This is a genomic window from Micromonospora sp. NPDC048830, assembly GCF_043198215.1.
In the GTDB taxonomy this organism is placed as follows: Bacteria; Actinomycetota; Actinomycetes; order Mycobacteriales; family Micromonosporaceae; genus Micromonospora.
Genome location: NZ_JBICUP010000078.1, coordinates 1 through 16,662 on the forward strand (window position 1 = coordinate 1; position 16,662 = coordinate 16,662).

Consider the following 16,662-nt stretch of genomic DNA (forward strand, 5'->3'; position numbering starts at 1 on the left):
TTGAGTCTGGGGGAGCGGGCTACCATCCGGGGAACCTTGGACCTGGATCCAAGTTTCTTCTGGAAGGGGGTTCCCAACGTGGTGGACAACGGTGCTTTCATGGAGTTTCGGCGCGGTTGGCGCGCCTTGACCGCTGCCACGATCGGGATCGGCGTCGGCATCGCCATCGTTCCCGCCTACACGAACGGGCTCGTGGTGGCCGCGCTTGGATCCGAGTTCGGCTGGAGCCGCGCTCAGCTGTCGTCGTTGCAGCTGCTTGCTTCCATCGTGCTGATCGTGACGGCCCCTGTCGTCGGCTTTCTCGTCGATCGCTGGGGCGTGCGGTGGCCGTCGGTCTTCGGCATGGGCGTGCTGGGTGTCAGCTATTTCGTGCTCTCGGCAAGCGGGCCGTCGTTCACGGTGTACTTCATCCTCTACGGACTGATGTACCTGTTGGGTTCCCCCTCGACGGCGGTGTCGTTCACGCGTGCGGTCAACGAACGGTTCGACCGGGCTCGTGGTATTGCGCTGGGGATCTCGCTGAGCGGCGCAGGGCTGGTCGCCTTCCTCATTCCCGAACTGCTCGGCACACTGCTCGCCCAGCACTGGCGGCTCGGATACCGGGTGATCGGGGTGGCTGTTCTCGTCTGCGCGCTCGTGGTCCTGGTGTTGATGCCTCGGACTCGCTCGCAGCCGCATCCCCCGCAGGCTCTGCCGGCGAAGTCCGGATCGAGCATCTTTCCTCTGCTGCGCCAGGCGCTCTTCGCACGCTTGGCGGTAGCCTTCCTGCTGTTGTCCATCGGAGTGGGCTGGATCGGCCTGTTCCTCGTCTCGCTACTGAGAGACGCCGGCGTCTCCGCCGCTGACGCCGCTCGTACCGCTGGTCTGATCGGGCTGGCCCTGATCGTGAGCCGAATTGCAGTCGGCCTGCTGGTGGACCGGTTCTTTGCGCCACGTGTCGGTGCCGCCGTCCTCGCTCTTTCGGCTGCAGGACTGCTTGCTCTGCTGCTTGGCGGCCCCGCGTTCGGGTCTGCCGCCGCGATCGCCGCCGGGCTCGCCCTCGGCGCGGAGGTCGACCTCGCAGGCAACCTGACGTCGCGCTACTACCCGATCCGCCACTACAGCCGGATGTTCAGCGTATTCTATGCGGTGTTCATGGTCGGGGTCGGATCGAGCCCGCTGCTGATCACTGCGCTTCGCGACGCGACGGGCAGCTATCAACTCGCGCTCGTGATCTCCATTGGACTACTCATGATCGCGGCCGTGCTGCTGCTCACCGCACCACGCTTCCCCGTCGACGCCGAGTCGGCATCGACACAATTGCCGACTACACAGCCGGTCGCCGCGCGAGCCTCGGATTCCTAAATCTCAGAACGAAAGGAATGCGTTGTGAGCACAACACAGTCGCGGTCGGCAGTCGGGCTGGTCGGGCTCGGCCACATGGGCTCGGTGATGGCTCGCCATTTCCTGGCCTCCGGCCGGAAAGTCGTCGGCTGGGACCAGCGCCCCGGCGCGGTCGAAGAGTTCGCTGCCGGTGGCGGCACGGCCGCGGACAAGCTGGCCGAGGTCGCATCCGCACGGGTCGTAATCAGCATCGTCTTCGACGACGACGGGACCCGCGAGGTCACCCTCGGCGCCGGCGGTCTTCTCGAAGCGCTTCCGCCTGGCGGTATCCACGTCGTGATGGCGTCCGTGTCACCCGCGCTGGCCCGCGAGCTCGCCGCCGCCCACCAGGCTCGGGGGCAGCACCTGCTGGCGGCGTCGGTCTTCGGCAGGCCGGAGGCGGCGGAGGCGGCCGAACTGCTCATCAACTGTTCGGGCCCGGCCACCGCCTATGCCGAGGTCGAGGCTCTGCTGTCCGTGCTCGGGGCGCCACGTTGGATCGGGGACGAGCCCGCACAGGCGATGCTGGTCAAGACCATTGGCAACAGCCTGATCCACACGACCGTCGAGATGCTGCGGGAGATGTTCCAGTTCCTGAAGGCCGGCGGCATCGACGAGCAGCTGGCCAAGGAACTGCTGATCGACACCCTGTTCCCCGGTCCGATCTACAGCGGTTACGCCCAGCGCTACATCGACGACCCGAGTTCCGCCGCGATGATCGACATGGCGCGCAAGGACCGTCGCAACTGCCTGGAGGCAGCCGAGGAGATGGGCGTCGACCTACCCGTCATCCGTTTCCTCGGCGAGCACGACCTCCCGTGACCCCGCTCCCGACTCAAAGGAGGTTGCCGTGACCGGATCACCCAGTGACGCTACCGGCGCCGCGGATCTCGTCCAACTCCGCAGGACCCGGGACGAGCTGGATATCCTCAAGACGCTCTCGCGGCTGGCCCGTGCGCAGGACGACCGCGATCGCGAGGCCTACGTCAGTTGTTTCACCGACACCGTCCTGCTCACCCGGTCCGCCGTGCTGGAAGGCTGGCAGCCCAAGGAGATCCCGGCCGCGGAGCTCGCCGACCTCTACTTCGCCGAGCTGAAGAAGTACGACGCGGGACAGCACATGGTGTTCAACCACCTGATCGACATCGACGGCGACGAGGCCACCTGCGAGGCCGACCTGCACGCCGTGGCGGTCCGGACCGAGGATGGACGCGCCCGGACGACGTTCCTCGCCGGCCGCTATGACCTGAGGCTGCGCCGCGTCGACGGCCGCTGGCTCATCCACCAGCGGGCGGTGACCGTCCGGTTTCAGGGCGAGTATGAGTACCCCGGACCGGCGGTGACGGCGTGACCGATTTCCCTCCCTTCACCCGTGGCCTCCACGACCTCGGCGGCGGCTGCCACGCCTGGCTTGAGCCGCCCGGCGGATGGGGCTACGCCAACTCCGGTGTGGTCCTCGGCACGGATGAGGTGCTGGTCGTCGACACGCAGAACGACATGGCGCTGGGAACCGCGCTGCGCGCCGCGGTCGACGGCGTCGCCGGCCACAGGGCGGTGACGACCGTGGTCAACACCCACTCCGACGGTGACCACTGGAACGGCAACCTGCTGTACGAAGGCGCTCGCATCATCGCGTCAGAAGCGACGGTCGGCGAGATGAAGGCGATGTGGCTCGAGCCTGACCGCATGGCTGAACTGGCACGCGACGACACCGCATTCGGCCGGTTCATCGGCTGGCGGATCGCCACGTTCGACTTCATCGGCTGGCGTCCGGTCCTGCCGACGGAGTCGTTCTCCCGGAGCAAGCAGCTGCTCGTCGGCGGCCGGGTGGCCGAACTCGTCGAGGTCGGTCCCGCCCACACCCGCGGAGACACGATCGTGCACGTGCCCTCCGCCGGAGTGGTGTACGCCGGCGACGTGCTGTTCACCGAGTCCACGCCGATCGTCTGGGCCGGACCCGTCACCCGCTGCATCGCAGCGCTCGACCGCATCCTCGAATGCGACCCGCGTGTGGTGGTGCCCGGTCACGGGCCGGTCGTGCGGCCGGCGGACGTGATGATCGTGCGGAACTACTTCGAGTTCCTCCTGGAGTTCGCGACCGGTGCGTACCGAGCCGGGAAGACGCCTGCCGAGGCCTACTCGGCGCTCGACCTGGGCCCCTACGCCCGATGGCCGCACGCCTCCCGGGCCTACCAGAACATCCTGGCCGTATACCGAGAGCTGGATCCGGAGTTTCCGGCTGTTCCGCCTCCGGAGGCCCTCGAGGTGGTGCTCGCCGATGACGACGGAGACTGGATCGGCGGCGCCGGATGCGGGCACACCCACTCGGCACCGCTGGCGGGCGCATGACCGCGCCCGCCCGGGTCATCGACACCCACCTGCACGTCTGGCGGACCGACTCCCCGTGGATGTCCTGGCTCGGCGATCGGCCCTCGTGGTGGGAACCCGTGCGCAGAGACTTCTCCTTCGCCGAGTTGCGCGAGGAGCTGGACCAGGCCGGGGTGGCGGAGTTGATCCTCGTCCAGGCCGGCACCAATGTCCTGGAGACCCGGCAACTGCTCGCGCTCGCGGCCACCGAGCCGAGCGTCCGGGGGGTGGTCGGCTGGGCGACGCTCACGTCGCCTGCGGCCACCGCCCGCGACCTCGACTCCTTCACCGGCATCCCCGGGGCCGACCGGCTCGTGGGTATCCGGAACAACCACCACTGGCCGCCCGACGGCGACGTGCTCGCGGACCCGCGTGTGATCGACTCCTGCCGGGTCGTCTCCGATCGCGGGCTGCCTCTCGACCTGCATTTCAAGGACGACCGCGAACTTCCCCTCGCGGTCGCGATCGCCGAGCGGCTGCCCGAGCTCACCATCGTCATCGACCACCTCGGTAAGCCGCGACTCGGGGACCATTCGGCCTTCGCGACCTGGGCCGCCTCGATGCGCCGGCTCGCCGTCCTGCCGAACGTCTACGTCAAGTACTCGGGCTGGGCGACCTTCGTCCGCAGGACACTCGCGACGGACATCCAGCCCTATATCGACCTGGTCCTGGACGCGTTCGGCTCGCACCGAGTGATGTACGGCGGCAACTGGCCGGTCGCCCTCGTCGCCGGAAACTACCGGGACACCTACCGCGCCACCCTCGACGCCGTGGCCGGGCGACCGGACTCGGACATCGAAAACGTGCTGTACCGCACGGCCGCAGCCTGCTACCGGTTGCCGCAATCTAGCCCGGTGAGGAGCACAACGTGACAACCCCCAGCGAGACGACCGATACCACCGCCGTGACACCGTTCGTGCTTGCGCTGCCGGATGAACAACTGGACGACCTACGCGAGCGCCTGCGCCGCGCACGGCTGCCCGAACCGGAGACCGTCGCTGGCCGGCCTGGCGACAGCGGGTGGGCACAAGGGATTCCCCTGGACTACGTCCGAGAACTCCGCCGGTCGTGGCTGGAGGACCACGACTGGCGCAGGCTGGAAGCGGAGCTCAATGGACACGGTCAGTTCCGCACCGAGATCGACGGCCTCAGCGTCCACTTCCTGCACGTTCGATCGCGTCGGGAAGACGCGCGTCCACTGCTGATCAGCCACGGCTGGCCGGGTTCGGTCGTCGAGGCCCTCGACGTCCTGCCCGGGCTCGTCGATCCGCCCGCCGGCGAACCCGCCTTCCACGTGGTTCTCCCGTCGCTGCCCGGATACGGTTTCTCCGGCAAGCCCACGTCCACGGGCTGGGGGCTCGACCGGATCGCCGACGCGTGGGCGGAACTGATGACCCGGCTCGGATACCCCCGGTTCCTGGCGCAGGGTGGTGACTGGGGGGCGATGATCACCATCACCCTGGCCCTGCGGCACCCGGACCGCGTCGCCATGATGCACACAACCGTCCCGCACGCCGTTCGCCCCGACGGATTCGACGACGACCGGCTGACCCCGATCGAGCGTCGCTGGCTGGACGAGGAGCAGCAGTTCCGCCGTACCGGAATGGGCTATGCCGCTATCCAGTCCACCCGCCCGCAGACGGTCGGGTACGGATTCGTGGACTCTCCCGTCGCCCTGCTCGCCTGGATCGTCGAGAAGTTCCACGATGCGGCCGACTGCGATGGACACCCGGAGAACGCTGTCTCCCGCAGCAGGCTCCTCGACAACGTGGCAACGTACTGGTTCAGCGCAACGGGTGCCTCCTCGGCCCGCCTGTACTGGGAAAACGCCGGCGGCGCGACAATGAGCCAGCCAGGGCTGGACATGACCACCCCGGTCACCGTGCCCTGCGGGGTCTCGGTCTTCCCGAAGGAGCTGCGCAAGCTTCCCCGCGAATGGGTCGAGGCCCGCTACACCGACCTACGCTATTGGAATGTCCTCGACAAGGGCGGTCACTTCCCGATGCTCGAGGTGCCCAACGCCTTCGTCGCCGAACTCCGCGCCGCTTTCAGCCATGCCCCGAACTGAGCACAGCACAGCCAGGTCGGCGAACCGCGACGAGACATCCCTTCCGGAGGTTCGCTCTTGACCGCCCCGACACCTGTGTTACGAGATCTCGCTGCCCTGCTCCCGGCTGACATCGTCGAACTCGATGCGGACATCGTCGCGAGCCGGGCCCGCGATCTCTCACACTTCACCCCCGTGGGCGCACCGATGATGATGCTCGCGCCACGCACGACGGCCGAGGTCTCCGCCTGCCTCACCGTCGCGTACCGCCACGGCCTCGCCGTGGTACCCCGCGGCGCCGGCACCGGCCTGAGCGGAGGCGCGAACGCGCCCGACGGTTCAGTGGTGGTCAGCCTGCACCGGATGAACAAGATCCTCGAGATCAACTCCATCGAGCGACTCGCCGTCGTCCAACCGGGGGTCGTGACAGGGCACCTCCGCGAGCGCGTCGCGGGATCCGGACTGTTCTACCCACCCGATCCGGGCAGCGTGGACTCGTGCACGATCGGCGGCAACGTGGCGACGAACGCCGGCGGGATGTGCTGCCTCAAGTACGGGGTCACCGGCGACTACGTGCTCGGTCTCGAGGTGGTCCTCGCCGACGGCCGCGTGACCCGGGTCGGCAGGCGCACCGTCAAAGGTGTCGCAGGGTATGACCTGACCCGGCTGTTCGTCGGATCGGAAGGGACTCTTGGCGTCATAACGGAGATCACGGTCAGACTCCTGCCCCGAGCCCGGGTTCCGTCGACGCTTGTCGCACCCTTCGACACGCTGGAAGCGGCAGGAAACGCAGTCGTCGCATTGGGACGCGCGGGACTCCGCCTGTCCATGCTGGAAATCATGGACAAAACAACGGTGCAGGCAGTCGAGGACCTTACCCGGATGGGCCTCACGGACATCGCCGCGCTATTGGTCATCCAGACCGACGAGCCGGACGCCGACGAGATCCTTGGTGAAGCTTCCACGATCTGCTCCAGCTACGACGCGACCGAAACCTTCGTCAGCACCGATCCGGCCGAGGCCGACCTGTTGCTGGCCGCGCGACGGAGCGCCTTCCCCGCGCTGGAGAGACTCGGCGATCCGATGCTCGACGACGTGGCCGTACCTCGCTCGTCCGTTGCTCCGCTCATCGCCGAGGTCCAGCGGATCGCCTCGGCTCACAAGCTTCGGATCGGAGTCTTCGGACACGCCGGCGAAGGCAACCTCCACCCGACGATCATTTACGACCGCGCCGACGCGGACAGCCGGGACGCGGCGGTCAGAGCCTTCGCAGACATCACGGCCGCAGCGCTGGCGCTCGGTGGGACGGTGACCGGTGAGCACGGCGTCGGCCGGTTGAAGACAGCGTGGCTCGCCCGCGAGAGTGACGCCGTCGCGCTGGCACTGCATCGAGCGGTGAAAGCCACCTTCGACCCGCACGGCACCATGAATCCCGGAAACGTCATCACGGCAGCATGACCGGGCAGGCGCAGTAACCGGGAAGCGCCGGACGTTTGTCCTTCGAAGTCGCGACCTGGCCTGCCGTGGAATGGTTTGGGACGGCTCACTTTCCGGGTTTTGACAGGAGACCGCGCCCATCGTGGCTGCAATTGCAAACTCGCTCTTGACCGCGTGATCGAGCGAACCTAGAGTCACAGGTAGTTGGACTGAAGTGCAACTAAGAGGCGGCATGTTCCGCCTCGCGACCTGCCCGCGGGTGCGGCCCGAACGCGGTGGGCTGGCCGGAAAGCCAAGACCAGAGCAGGACTGGTGTTGATCGTCGGGCCAAGTGTCTGCTTTCGGCGTGCCGTGGTCCGGTCACGTAACCGTGGCGAGATCGGCCGAGCCACATGTAGCAGTGCCGACAAGTGCTTTGTCGTCGCAAACGAGACCTAGCCGTGGAGGCCCACCATGACAGTCAACAACGACCACCTGTTCATCGGCGGCCGCTGGGTGAAACCCAGCAGTGACGACACTATCGCGGTCAGTTCGGCCAGCACCGGGGAAGCCTTGGGGCGCGTTCCCGAGGCCAAGGAACTCGATGTCGACCTCGCGGTAGCTGCCGCTCGCACGGCATTCGACGATCCATCTGGCTGGGCCTCGTGGTCACCCGCTGACCGGGCAGCGGCAATGGAGAGCCTGGCCGTTCAGTTCGAAGCCCGTGGAAAGGAATTTGCACATCTCGTGAGTTCCCAGAACGGGATGCCAATCACTATCTCAGAGCAGATCGAATCTCAGTTCGCGGTGATCCTGACCCGGTACTTCGCCGAATTGATTCGCAGTACTCCGCTGCAGGAGGAACGGCCGCACCTGTTTGGCGGTACCAGCATCATCAAAAAGGAGCCGGCCGGCGTAGTCGCAGCCATCGCTCCATGGAACTTCCCGCAGTCGCTTGCGGCGTTCAAGTACGCTCCTGCTCTCGCCGCAGGGTGCACGATCGTGCTCAAACCGTCTCCGGAGACGGTTCTCGACTCCGTTCTACTTTCCGAAGCGATCGAAGCATCGGACATCCCGCCCGGTGTGATAAACATCGTTCCCGCCGGGCGCGAGATTGGCCGGTACCTCGTTCAGCATCCTGGGATCGACAAGGTCTCCTTCACCGGTTCCACTGCTGCGGGGCGGCAGATCGCCGAGGTGTGCGGGCGGTTGCTGCGACCTGTGACCCTCGAACTGGGTGGCAAGTCGGCGGCGATCATCCTCGACGACGCCGACCTGGACCTTGAGAACATCGGCGAGAGCCTGTTCGCCGCGACTCTGTTGAACAACGGTCAAACGTGTTATCTGTGCACGCGGATTCTTGCGCCCAGTTCTCGTTACGACGAGGTGGTCGACCTGTTCGAAACATTCGTGTCCTCGCTCGCCGTGGGCGACGCCCTCGACCCGGGCACGCAGATCGGACCTGTGGTTAGCGAGCAGCATCGCGACCGGGTTGAGGGGTTCATCGCAAGCAGTCTCGGGGATGGCGCACGGCTCGTGGCCGGCGGCGGGCGGCCGGCGGGTAGGGATCGGGGTTGGTTCGTGGAGCCGACCATCCTCGCTGATGTGGACAACCGCTTCAAGGTTGCGCAGGAGGAGATCTTCGGTCCGGTTTTGTCCATCATTCGCTATGAGGACACGGACGATGCCGTACGCATCGCCAACGACTGCTCGTACGGGCTCGGCGGTACCGTCTGGACCACGGACCCCGACCGGGGCCGCAGTATCGCAGAACGCATGCGGACGGGCACGGTTGGTCTGAACCGGTACTTCCCCGACCCTGGATCTCCGTTCGGGGGTGTGAAGGCTAGCGGCATCGGCCGTGAGCTCGGTCCCGAAGGGTTGGGCGCCTACCAGACGCTCAAGACCATCTACGCCTGACTTGTCACTTCGGGCGTAGCGGCCTACGTGCTCGACCTCGATCCGGCGCTGCTGGGCGTTCCTCCGGCTTGTACCTCACCCTCCGGCCGTTCTTGTTTTACGCCGGTCGTCAAGCCCGTACTTCGCGATCTATTCAGCGGGTTGATCGGTGACGGATTGTCGCGCACCATTCGGGCCGGGGAGTGAGGTTCGGGCCGGCGGCCGTTGTCGTCGGTGCACGACGATCGCAGCGATGGGGCGGTGACCGTCAACGCGAGCAACGCGAGCCCTACGTCTTCCACACCCTCGACCCCGGGCCCGCTGCCATGTCCACGCCGGGACCGCTCCGATGATCAATACACGGCTGAGGAACGCTACGAGGTGAGATCGCTGGCCTGAAGTGGCAATGTGTCGCCCTCGACCGCTGGGTGCTTCGGCTGGCGCTGGCAGCGGCCGGGATGCCGGTCATCGTCCGTCGGGAACGCCCCCATCCCGGCGCCCAGCCGACGCTGTTCGAGGAACGCGACGGCTGCCGCTACACCGCTTTCGTCACCAACACGCAGGTGGGGGCGCTGCAGTGGCTGAAGGCCCGCCACCATGGCCCACGCCCGTCGCGCGAGTGCGCCATCAACCAGGCCTGGTACGCCCCTGCCGCGATCGCGGTCGATCTGATCGCGTGGCTCCAGATCGGCGGCCTCGGCGGCGACCTGGCCAAGGCTGAGCCGAAGTCGCTGCGCTACCACATTCTGCACACCGCCGCCCGCCTCGTGCGCGGCCAACGCGGCCGCTGGCTGCGCATCCCCGTCACCTGGCCCTGGGTCGAACAGATCACCGCCGCGTTCAACCGGATCGCGGCCATCCCGCCCCCCGCCGGCTGACCAGCTCAGCCGCTGTCCCAACGACCGGAGGACCCCCGGAGGCCACGCCTGCCCGCCGCGACAGACCGCCCGCCGCCATGCCCGGAACCGAAATTATATCGATGAACAACGGTCGGCCCTGCCGGGCCGGAAGGAACCGGTGTCACGCACGAATCATCGAGGCTAGGCTACTCCAAGTGATGCCAGCGGGTTCCGCACCGAACTTGGCGCCATCAGTTCGTCCGGCGCGGACAGGGCGGCGGAGACTGGACGATCCCGGTGTCGCCGGTCATCCTACTGCGGTCAGCGGCCGGGTTCCGGGGCGGAGGTTCTCAATACGGAGCGGCCAAGAGCCGCGATTTCGGCTGTGAGGTTGCTGCGCCGCTGGAATCCACGTATTCGAACGAGATCGTTGACCAGTGCGAGCGTGGCGTGGACGAGGATTCTGGCCTGTGCCTCGTGGATTTCGGGCCTCGACTGGCGCAGCAGGCTGACCCATTCGTGGACGTAGGCTTTTTGGTGGTGATGGTAGGAGTCGCGGTGTTCGGCTGGGAGGTTGATGACTTCGGAGATGAGTACGGAGATGACGGAGGGGTTCTCCGCAGCGAAGGCGACATAACTGTCCAGTAGGCGGTCGAGGGCGTCCTGGGCGCTGTTGGCGACGGCGAGTGCGTGGTGGAGGGCAAGCCAGAGTGCTTCGTTGCCGCGGGTGAGGGCAGCGACCAGGATTTCGGTCTTGCTCGCGAAATGGTTGTAGATGCTCGGGCCCGCGATTCCGGTCGCAGTTCCGATATCGGTGAGGCCGACCGAAGGGTAGCCGTATTCGCCGAACAGGCGAATCGACGTGGCCAGGATGGCTTCGCGGCGGGATGCGGGGAGTTGTGGTGCGTTGCCGCGAACGGTGCGTCGCGAGGACGGTTCGGCGGCGAGGGCTGTTCGGACGTGCAATGTGGACGATGCGGCGTTTACCAGCAGGTTTTCGAAGTTCGGAGAGTCGAGCTCGGCATGGTGGCGGGATGGGCTGGCCAGCACTGCATAGAGCGCGTGTGTACGCAGCCGGGCGTCGTCGGATGGGATACCGAGTTCGGTGGCGACGAACTCCGCGGTGCCTGTGACGACAGCCCGCAACCGCTCGCGCACCCTCCTGCGTTCGTTGTCGGGCAGGTGTGCGGCGTCTCGGTCCCAGAGCGCTCCGAACTCGCGCCGTTCCACTGCAATGCCCGCGAGTTTGCGGGTTGTGCCGACAAGATCCTCGGCGGTGGACGCTGCCTCCTCGAGCTGGACGAGCGTCTCGTCGAGGACGGCGACCAGGAGGTCTTGCTTGCCACGGAAGTGACGGTAGAGCGCGCTGGCGCCGATGCCGACGGCAGCAGCGATGTCGGCCATGGACGCCTGGTTGTAGCCGACGCTCCAGAACTGGCGGGCCGCGGCGGCCAGGATCTGCCGTCTGCGGTCACTCGGGCGTCGTCGCGCGGGGGTAACGTGGCCGGTTGGGAGCGTCACGGTGCCATTCTCCAGATCGACGAGGCCGGCGGCCGGTCAGTGGACCTGACGGTCGGTGCCCCAGTACTTCTTGCGGAGTTTACGTTTGAGGATCTTGCCTGCGCCGGACACGGGGAGCGCGTCGACGAACTCGACGCTGCGAGGCGCCTTGTAGCCGGCGATGAGGCTCTTGACGTGGGCGCGTAGATCCTCCGCGGTGGCCTCGTGGCCGAGGCTGAGGACGACGACGGCATGCACACGTTCGCCCCATTCCTGGTCCGGTACGCCGATCACGGCGCAGGACTCGACAGCCGGATGGGCTGCCAGGGCGTTCTCCACCTCGGCGGAGTACACGTTCTCCCCGCCGGTGACGATCATGTCCTTGATCCGGTCTACGACGAACACATAGCCGGCCTCGTCCATATAACCGCCGTCGCCGGTGTGCATCCAACCGTCGCGCAGGGCCGTGGCCGTCTCCTCGGGGCGGTTCCAGTACCCGAGCATCACGTGGCCGCCGCGGGCGACGATCTCGCCGACAGTGCCGCGAGGAACCTCGTTGTCGTCGACGTCGACGATGCGGACATCGCAGTGCGGTGCCGCCCGGCCGGCAGCACGCAGCAACTCGCTCTTCTGGTGGTCGTCAGGAGAGAGCAGGGTGGCGACCGGGGACAGTTCGGTCATGCCGTAGGCCTGTGTGAACGAGGCGTTGCGGAAGGTCTTCATCGCACGTTCCAGCACGGACTGCGGAATGGGTGACGCGCCGTAGATGAGGCGGCGCAGGCTGCCGAGCTCGTACTCGCTGATCTCGGGATGATCGATGAGCATCTGGATCATCACCGGCACCAGCAGGATGTCGGTGACCTGGTGCTCGGCGATCGCGGTCATCGTGGCGACAGGGGTGAACGACGGGATGATCACATGGGTGCCGCCCGTGAGTGTCGTGGCGTTCCAGGCCGCGAGGTCGGCGAGGTGGAACATCGGCGCGGCGTGCAGGTAGCGGCCTCCGATGGTCAGCCAGTGTCCGGTCGACATGACTCCGAATGCGGAGACCGCCAGATTGGTGTGAGAGAGCATCACTCCCTTGGGGTGGCCGGTGGTGCCGCCCGTGTAGAACAGCCCGGCCAGCTCATCCCCGCCCCGGCGGGCGTCGTCCACCGGGCCGGTGGCGGAGATCAGCTCCTCGTACGACAGCGCGCCCGCCGGTGTGGGGCCGTCACCGGCGTGGATCACGGTGGCCAGCTCCGGGCACTCCCGCCGCAGCTCGGGTAGCGCCGCGGCGAACGCGTCGTCGACCACCAGCACCCGGGTCCCGGAGTCACGGAGGGAATAGGCGATCTCTGCGGGGCTCCACCGGATGTTGACCGGGTTGAGCACCGCGTTCGCCCACGGCACCGCGAGCAGGTACTCGTGATAGCGATCGGAGTTCAGCGAGAGCATCGCGACCCGGTCACCGTCGTGTACGCCAAGCGTCCGCAGGACGCCGGCGAACCGGGCCACCCGATCGGCGAGCTCGCGGAACGTTCGCCGTCGCTCGCCGAAGATCACCGCCACCCCGTCGGGGTTCTGCTGGACGGCGCGGTGCAAACCCTGCGTTACGTACATGTGCACTCCATCTGTGAACCGCCAAGAGTGTGTTGCGGATTACAATGGCCCGGTATCGCCTGCAAGTCAAGCCCATGGCGATACTAAGTGAATCGTCGATAGTTGTCGGAGGCGGAATGGGTCAGAAGGTGACAGTCGCGGGTGTCGGCATGGTGCCGTTCGCGACGCCGAGCAGGAGCGCCACGTACGACGTGCTGGCCGAGGGGGCCATCAAGGCCGCCCTGGCTGATGCGGGCATCGACCTCGCGCGCGTGCAGCAGGCCTACGCAGGGTATGTGTATGGCGACTCGACCAGCGGCCAGAACGCGCTCTACCGGGTGGGAATGACCGGTCTGCCCGTGGTCAACGTGAACAACAACTGCTCCACCGGGTCCTCGGCGCTGTTCTTGGCCCGGCAGGCGGTCTCGTCCGGCGCGGCGGACTGCGTGCTCGCGTTCGGGTTCGAGCAGATGCAGCGCGGGGCCCTCAAGGAGCATTGGGACGACCGGCCGAGTGCGTTCGCGCGGCTGGACGCGGTGATCACCTCGACGCAGGTTGACGCTGCGAGCGCGCCGATGGCGCCGCGCTTCTTCGGCGCAGCCGGCGCGGCCTACTGCGACCGGTACGGAATGGACCCGGCGGTGTTCGCGCAGATCTCGGTGAAAGCCCGCAGGCACGCCGCCAACAACCCCTTCGCGGTGTTCACCGACCAGGTGACAGTTGAGGAGGTCCTCGCCTCACCGCCGATCTTCGGTCCGCTCACCCGGCTGCAGTGTTGCCCGCCCACCTGCGGCGCCGCCGCCGCGATCGTCACCAGCGAAGAGTTCGCACGCCGCCACGGGTTGCGAACCGACGTCGCGATCGCCGCACAGGCGATGACCACGGACACCCCCTCGAGCTTCGGCGGCGACTTGACGAAGTTGGTCGGCTACGACATGTCGAAGGCGGCAGCCTGGCAGGTGTACGAAGCAGCAGGGGTGTCCCCCGAGGACATCCGCGTCGTCGAACTGCACGATTGCTTCACCACCAACGAGGTGCTGTCCTACGAGGCGCTGGGACTGACTCCGGAGGGCACTGCGGAGAAGTTCATCGCTGACGGCGACAACACCTATGGCGGCCGGGTTGTCACCAACCCCTCGGGGGGGCTGCTGTCCAAGGGGCACCCGCTCGGCGCGACCGGGCTCGCGCAGTGCGCCGAACTGGTGTGGCAGTTGCGCGGCGACGCCGGGCCGCGTCAGGTCGAAGATGCTTCACTCGCACTCCAGCACAACATCGGCCTTGGCGGCGCGGCGGTCGTAACCCTGTACGAGAGGGCGACCTGACGATGGCCATCGATGTGAGGCGGGCGAGAGCCCTGCGCCTGGAACCGATCACGGTGACGGTCGAGCGTGGCCGCCTGGCTTTCTTCGCCAAGGCCGTCGGTCAGACCGACCCCGTCTACGCCGACCCTGACGCGGCCAAGGCCGCCGGTTATCCGGACCTGCCAGTGCCACTGACATATTTCTTCAGTCTCGAACTGGAGTCACCCGACCCGTTCGGCTACCTCACCGCACTGGGCATCGACCTGCGGCACGTGCTTCACGGCGAACAATCCTTCACCTATTACGCCCTGGTCCACGCCGGAGACACGGTGACCTTGCGGCCACGCATCGTCGATGTCGTCACGAAGAAGGGCGGGGCGCTGGAGTTCGTGATCAAGAGGACCGACATCATTCGTGACGGCATACCGGTCGCCGAAGCGGTTGCGACTGTTGTCGTGCGGAACCCGGAGGCTCAGCCGTGACTCTGCCGCCCGACGTCCAGCCAGGAACTGAGTTGCCGAACCTGAGTCTCGAGCCCATCTCGCGCGCCACACTCGCGCTGTTCGCAGGCGCGTCCGGTGACCACAATCCGATCCACATCGACCTCGACGTCGCGCACGACGCCGGCCTCGACGATGTGTTCGCCCACGGCATGCTCTCGATGGCCTACCTGGGGCGTCTGCTTACCGCCTGGGTCCCCCAGGAGCGCATCCGCTCCTACCGGGTGCGCTTCGTCGCGATCACTCCGGTGCACGCCAGGCCCACTTGCATCGGCCGCGTCATCTCGGTCGATGACGGTCTGGCCACCATCGAACTCGCCGTCACCCTTGCCGACGGCACGACAACCCTCACCGGTGACGCGACCGTCGCCGTCGACTGACCTCGGAAAGGACCGGAACATATGGGAAAGCTCGACGGCAAGGTCGCCATCGTCACCGGCTCCGGCCGTGGCATCGGCGCCGAAATCGCCCGCAAACTCGCCGCCGACGGCGCCGCGGTCGTTGTCAACGACCTCGACGAACGCCCCGCCATGGAGACGGTGGGCGCAATCAAGGCCGTCGGCGGCGAGGCGATTGCGTGCACCGGCAGCGTCACCGAGGACGGCTTCGCGGAACGGTTCGTGCAGACCGCCGTCGACTCCTTCGGCGGCCTGGACATCATCGTCAACAACGCTGGCTACACCTGGGACGCGGTCATCCAGAAGATGACCGACGAACAGTGGGACGCCATCCTCGACGTGCATCTCAAGGCGCCGTTCCGCATCCTGCGCGCCGTGCAGCCGGTCATCAGCGGTTACGTCAAGCAAGCCAAGGAAAACGGCCAGCTGGTGCCGTGCCGCAAGATTGTCAACATCTCGTCCATCGCCGGGCTCGGTGGCAACGCCGGGCAAGTCAACTACGCCGCTGCCAAAGCCGGCGTCACCGGCCTGACCAAAGCGCTGGCCAAGGAGTGGGGCCGCTACAACGTCACCGTCAACACCGTCGCCTTCGGACTGATCAAGACTCGGCTCACCGAGGCCACCGCCGACACCGACAGCACCATCCAGGTGCAGGGCAAGGAGGTCAAGGTCGGCGTCAACCCCGGTTTGCTCGCCGCGATGGAACAGATGATCCCACTCGGACGGAGCGGAACCCCCGCCGAAGCAGCCGGCGCGGTGTACCTGCTGTGCATCCCCGAGTCCGACTACGTCAGCGCCCAGACCCTGATCTGTGGGGGCGGATTCATGCTCTGAGCTTCTCGCTTGACCTCGGTCGATGGTGGTTCTTGGTAGTCCCTTATGGATGCCGGCGTGTCGTGCTCGACGTGAGGACGGCCACCGCTGATGATCTTCCGGTTCCTGGCAAGAACACGAAGATCAAGGCGGTGGTCGTGGCATGCCTGCCTCGACGGGCTGACGCATTGTTCGAGCTGACCGACGCGATCATGTGCACCGACGGGCCGGTGCACAGCCGATCGATCTCACGTTGACGGCGGAGTATCGTCGGGGTCACGGGGTTCTGTACGACGGGTTGAACGCGGGCGCAGGATCGACATCGACCGGCTCCGCGCGAGGCTGGCCGCGTTGCCGCTGCCCCGGGCGGCGGACAGGCGGATCGTCCTCGCTGTGGACGTATCGAACTGGCTGCGCCCGGACGCGCCGACCAGCCCGGACCGGTGGTTCTGCCACGTCTACGCCGGAGGCAAGGGGCAGGCTCAGCTGGTCCGGGCTGACCGTACTCGTTCGTGGCCGCGCTGGAGACCGGCCGCACGTCGTGGACGCATCGCCAACCTGCACAACATCGCCCTTGCAAGCTGAGCACGGACCCGATGCACGGCAACGCCTTCGCCCGGTTACGAGACAACCCTTATG

The 16,662-nt window shown here is 66.9% G+C and carries 15 protein-coding genes and 1 pseudogene; 14 read left to right on the forward strand and 2 right to left on the reverse strand.

All coding sequences use genetic code 11. The annotated features are described in order from the left end of the window. The 9 genes from ACGFIZ_RS32815 to ACGFIZ_RS32855 form a co-directional block, all read left to right on the forward strand. Positions 1-1,344, forward strand: a 1,344-nt coding sequence (locus ACGFIZ_RS32815) for an MFS transporter (RefSeq protein ID WP_393426818.1), incomplete at its 5' end; no start/stop codon positions are given. Between the two features lie 24 nt (positions 1,345-1,368). Next, positions 1,369-2,184, forward strand: a complete 816-nt coding sequence (locus tag ACGFIZ_RS32820; protein ID WP_393426821.1) for an NAD(P)-dependent oxidoreductase — start codon at positions 1,369-1,371, stop codon at positions 2,182-2,184. Between the two features lie 28 nt (positions 2,185-2,212). Continuing rightward, positions 2,213-2,713 carry a nuclear transport factor 2 family protein gene (locus tag ACGFIZ_RS32825; RefSeq protein ID WP_393426824.1) on the forward strand — a complete coding sequence of 167 codons (501 nt, stop codon included), beginning with the start codon at positions 2,213-2,215 and terminating at the stop codon, positions 2,711-2,713. Next, a complete protein-coding gene (locus tag ACGFIZ_RS32830) occupies positions 2,710-3,711 on the forward strand; it encodes an MBL fold metallo-hydrolase (protein WP_393426827.1) in 1,002 nt (333 codons plus the stop codon). The genes ACGFIZ_RS32825 and ACGFIZ_RS32830 overlap by 4 nt, the downstream gene beginning before the upstream one ends. Next, the gene (locus tag ACGFIZ_RS32835) at positions 3,708-4,601 is read left to right on the forward strand and encodes an amidohydrolase family protein (RefSeq protein ID WP_393426830.1); all 894 of its coding nucleotides are present in this window, start codon (positions 3,708-3,710) and stop codon (positions 4,599-4,601) included. Before ACGFIZ_RS32830 ends, ACGFIZ_RS32835 begins: the two co-directional genes overlap by 4 nt. Further along, positions 4,598-5,797 carry an epoxide hydrolase family protein gene (locus ACGFIZ_RS32840; protein ID WP_393426833.1) on the forward strand — a complete coding sequence of 400 codons (1,200 nt, stop codon included), beginning with the start codon at positions 4,598-4,600 and terminating at the stop codon, positions 5,795-5,797. Before ACGFIZ_RS32835 ends, ACGFIZ_RS32840 begins: the two co-directional genes overlap by 4 nt. Positions 5,798-5,854: 57 nt before the next feature. Next, on the forward strand, positions 5,855-7,234 hold the full coding sequence (locus ACGFIZ_RS32845) for an FAD-binding oxidoreductase (protein ID WP_393426836.1): 1,380 nt from the start codon (positions 5,855-5,857) through the stop codon (positions 7,232-7,234). Between the two features lie 432 nt (positions 7,235-7,666). Then, positions 7,667-9,112, forward strand: a complete 1,446-nt coding sequence (locus ACGFIZ_RS32850) for an aldehyde dehydrogenase (protein ID WP_393426839.1) — start codon at positions 7,667-7,669, stop codon at positions 9,110-9,112. Positions 9,113-9,549: 437 nt separating this feature from the next. Further along, positions 9,550-9,969, forward strand: coding sequence for a transposase (locus ACGFIZ_RS32855; RefSeq protein ID WP_393426842.1), 420 nt, complete (start codon positions 9,550-9,552; stop codon positions 9,967-9,969). Between the two features lie 282 nt (positions 9,970-10,251). On the opposite strand, the gene ACGFIZ_RS32860 is transcribed toward ACGFIZ_RS32855, so the two are convergent. Then, complete coding sequence (locus tag ACGFIZ_RS32860; RefSeq protein ID WP_393426845.1) at positions 10,252-11,451, reverse strand: TetR/AcrR family transcriptional regulator; 1,200 nt, start codon at positions 11,449-11,451, stop codon at positions 10,252-10,254. A gap of 36 nt (positions 11,452-11,487) precedes the next feature. Further along, positions 11,488-13,032 carry a long-chain fatty acid--CoA ligase gene (locus ACGFIZ_RS32865; RefSeq protein ID WP_393426847.1) on the reverse strand — a complete coding sequence of 515 codons (1,545 nt, stop codon included), beginning with the start codon at positions 13,030-13,032 and terminating at the stop codon, positions 11,488-11,490. A gap of 116 nt (positions 13,033-13,148) precedes the next feature. On the opposite strand from ACGFIZ_RS32865, the gene ACGFIZ_RS32870 reads away from it, so the two are divergent. The 5 genes and pseudogenes from ACGFIZ_RS32870 to ACGFIZ_RS32890 all read left to right on the forward strand — a co-directional run. Continuing rightward, positions 13,149-14,333 carry a lipid-transfer protein gene (locus ACGFIZ_RS32870; RefSeq protein WP_393426850.1) on the forward strand — a complete coding sequence of 395 codons (1,185 nt, stop codon included), beginning with the start codon at positions 13,149-13,151 and terminating at the stop codon, positions 14,331-14,333. A gap of 2 nt (positions 14,334-14,335) precedes the next feature. Next, entirely contained in the window at positions 14,336-14,794 is a 459-nt protein-coding gene (locus ACGFIZ_RS32875) for a MaoC family dehydratase N-terminal domain-containing protein (RefSeq protein WP_393426853.1), read from the forward strand. Between the two features lie 32 nt (positions 14,795-14,826). Continuing rightward, positions 14,827-15,192 carry a MaoC/PaaZ C-terminal domain-containing protein gene (locus ACGFIZ_RS32880; RefSeq protein WP_393426856.1) on the forward strand — a complete coding sequence of 122 codons (366 nt, stop codon included), beginning with the start codon at positions 14,827-14,829 and terminating at the stop codon, positions 15,190-15,192. Positions 15,193-15,213: 21 nt separating this feature from the next. Then, positions 15,214-16,044, forward strand: coding sequence for an SDR family NAD(P)-dependent oxidoreductase (locus ACGFIZ_RS32885; RefSeq protein WP_393426859.1), 831 nt, complete (start codon positions 15,214-15,216; stop codon positions 16,042-16,044). Positions 16,045-16,166: 122 nt separating this feature from the next. Continuing rightward, positions 16,167-16,571, forward strand: a pseudogene (locus ACGFIZ_RS32890) (transposase); the annotation flags it as partial. Between the last annotated feature and the right edge of the window lie 91 nt (positions 16,572-16,662).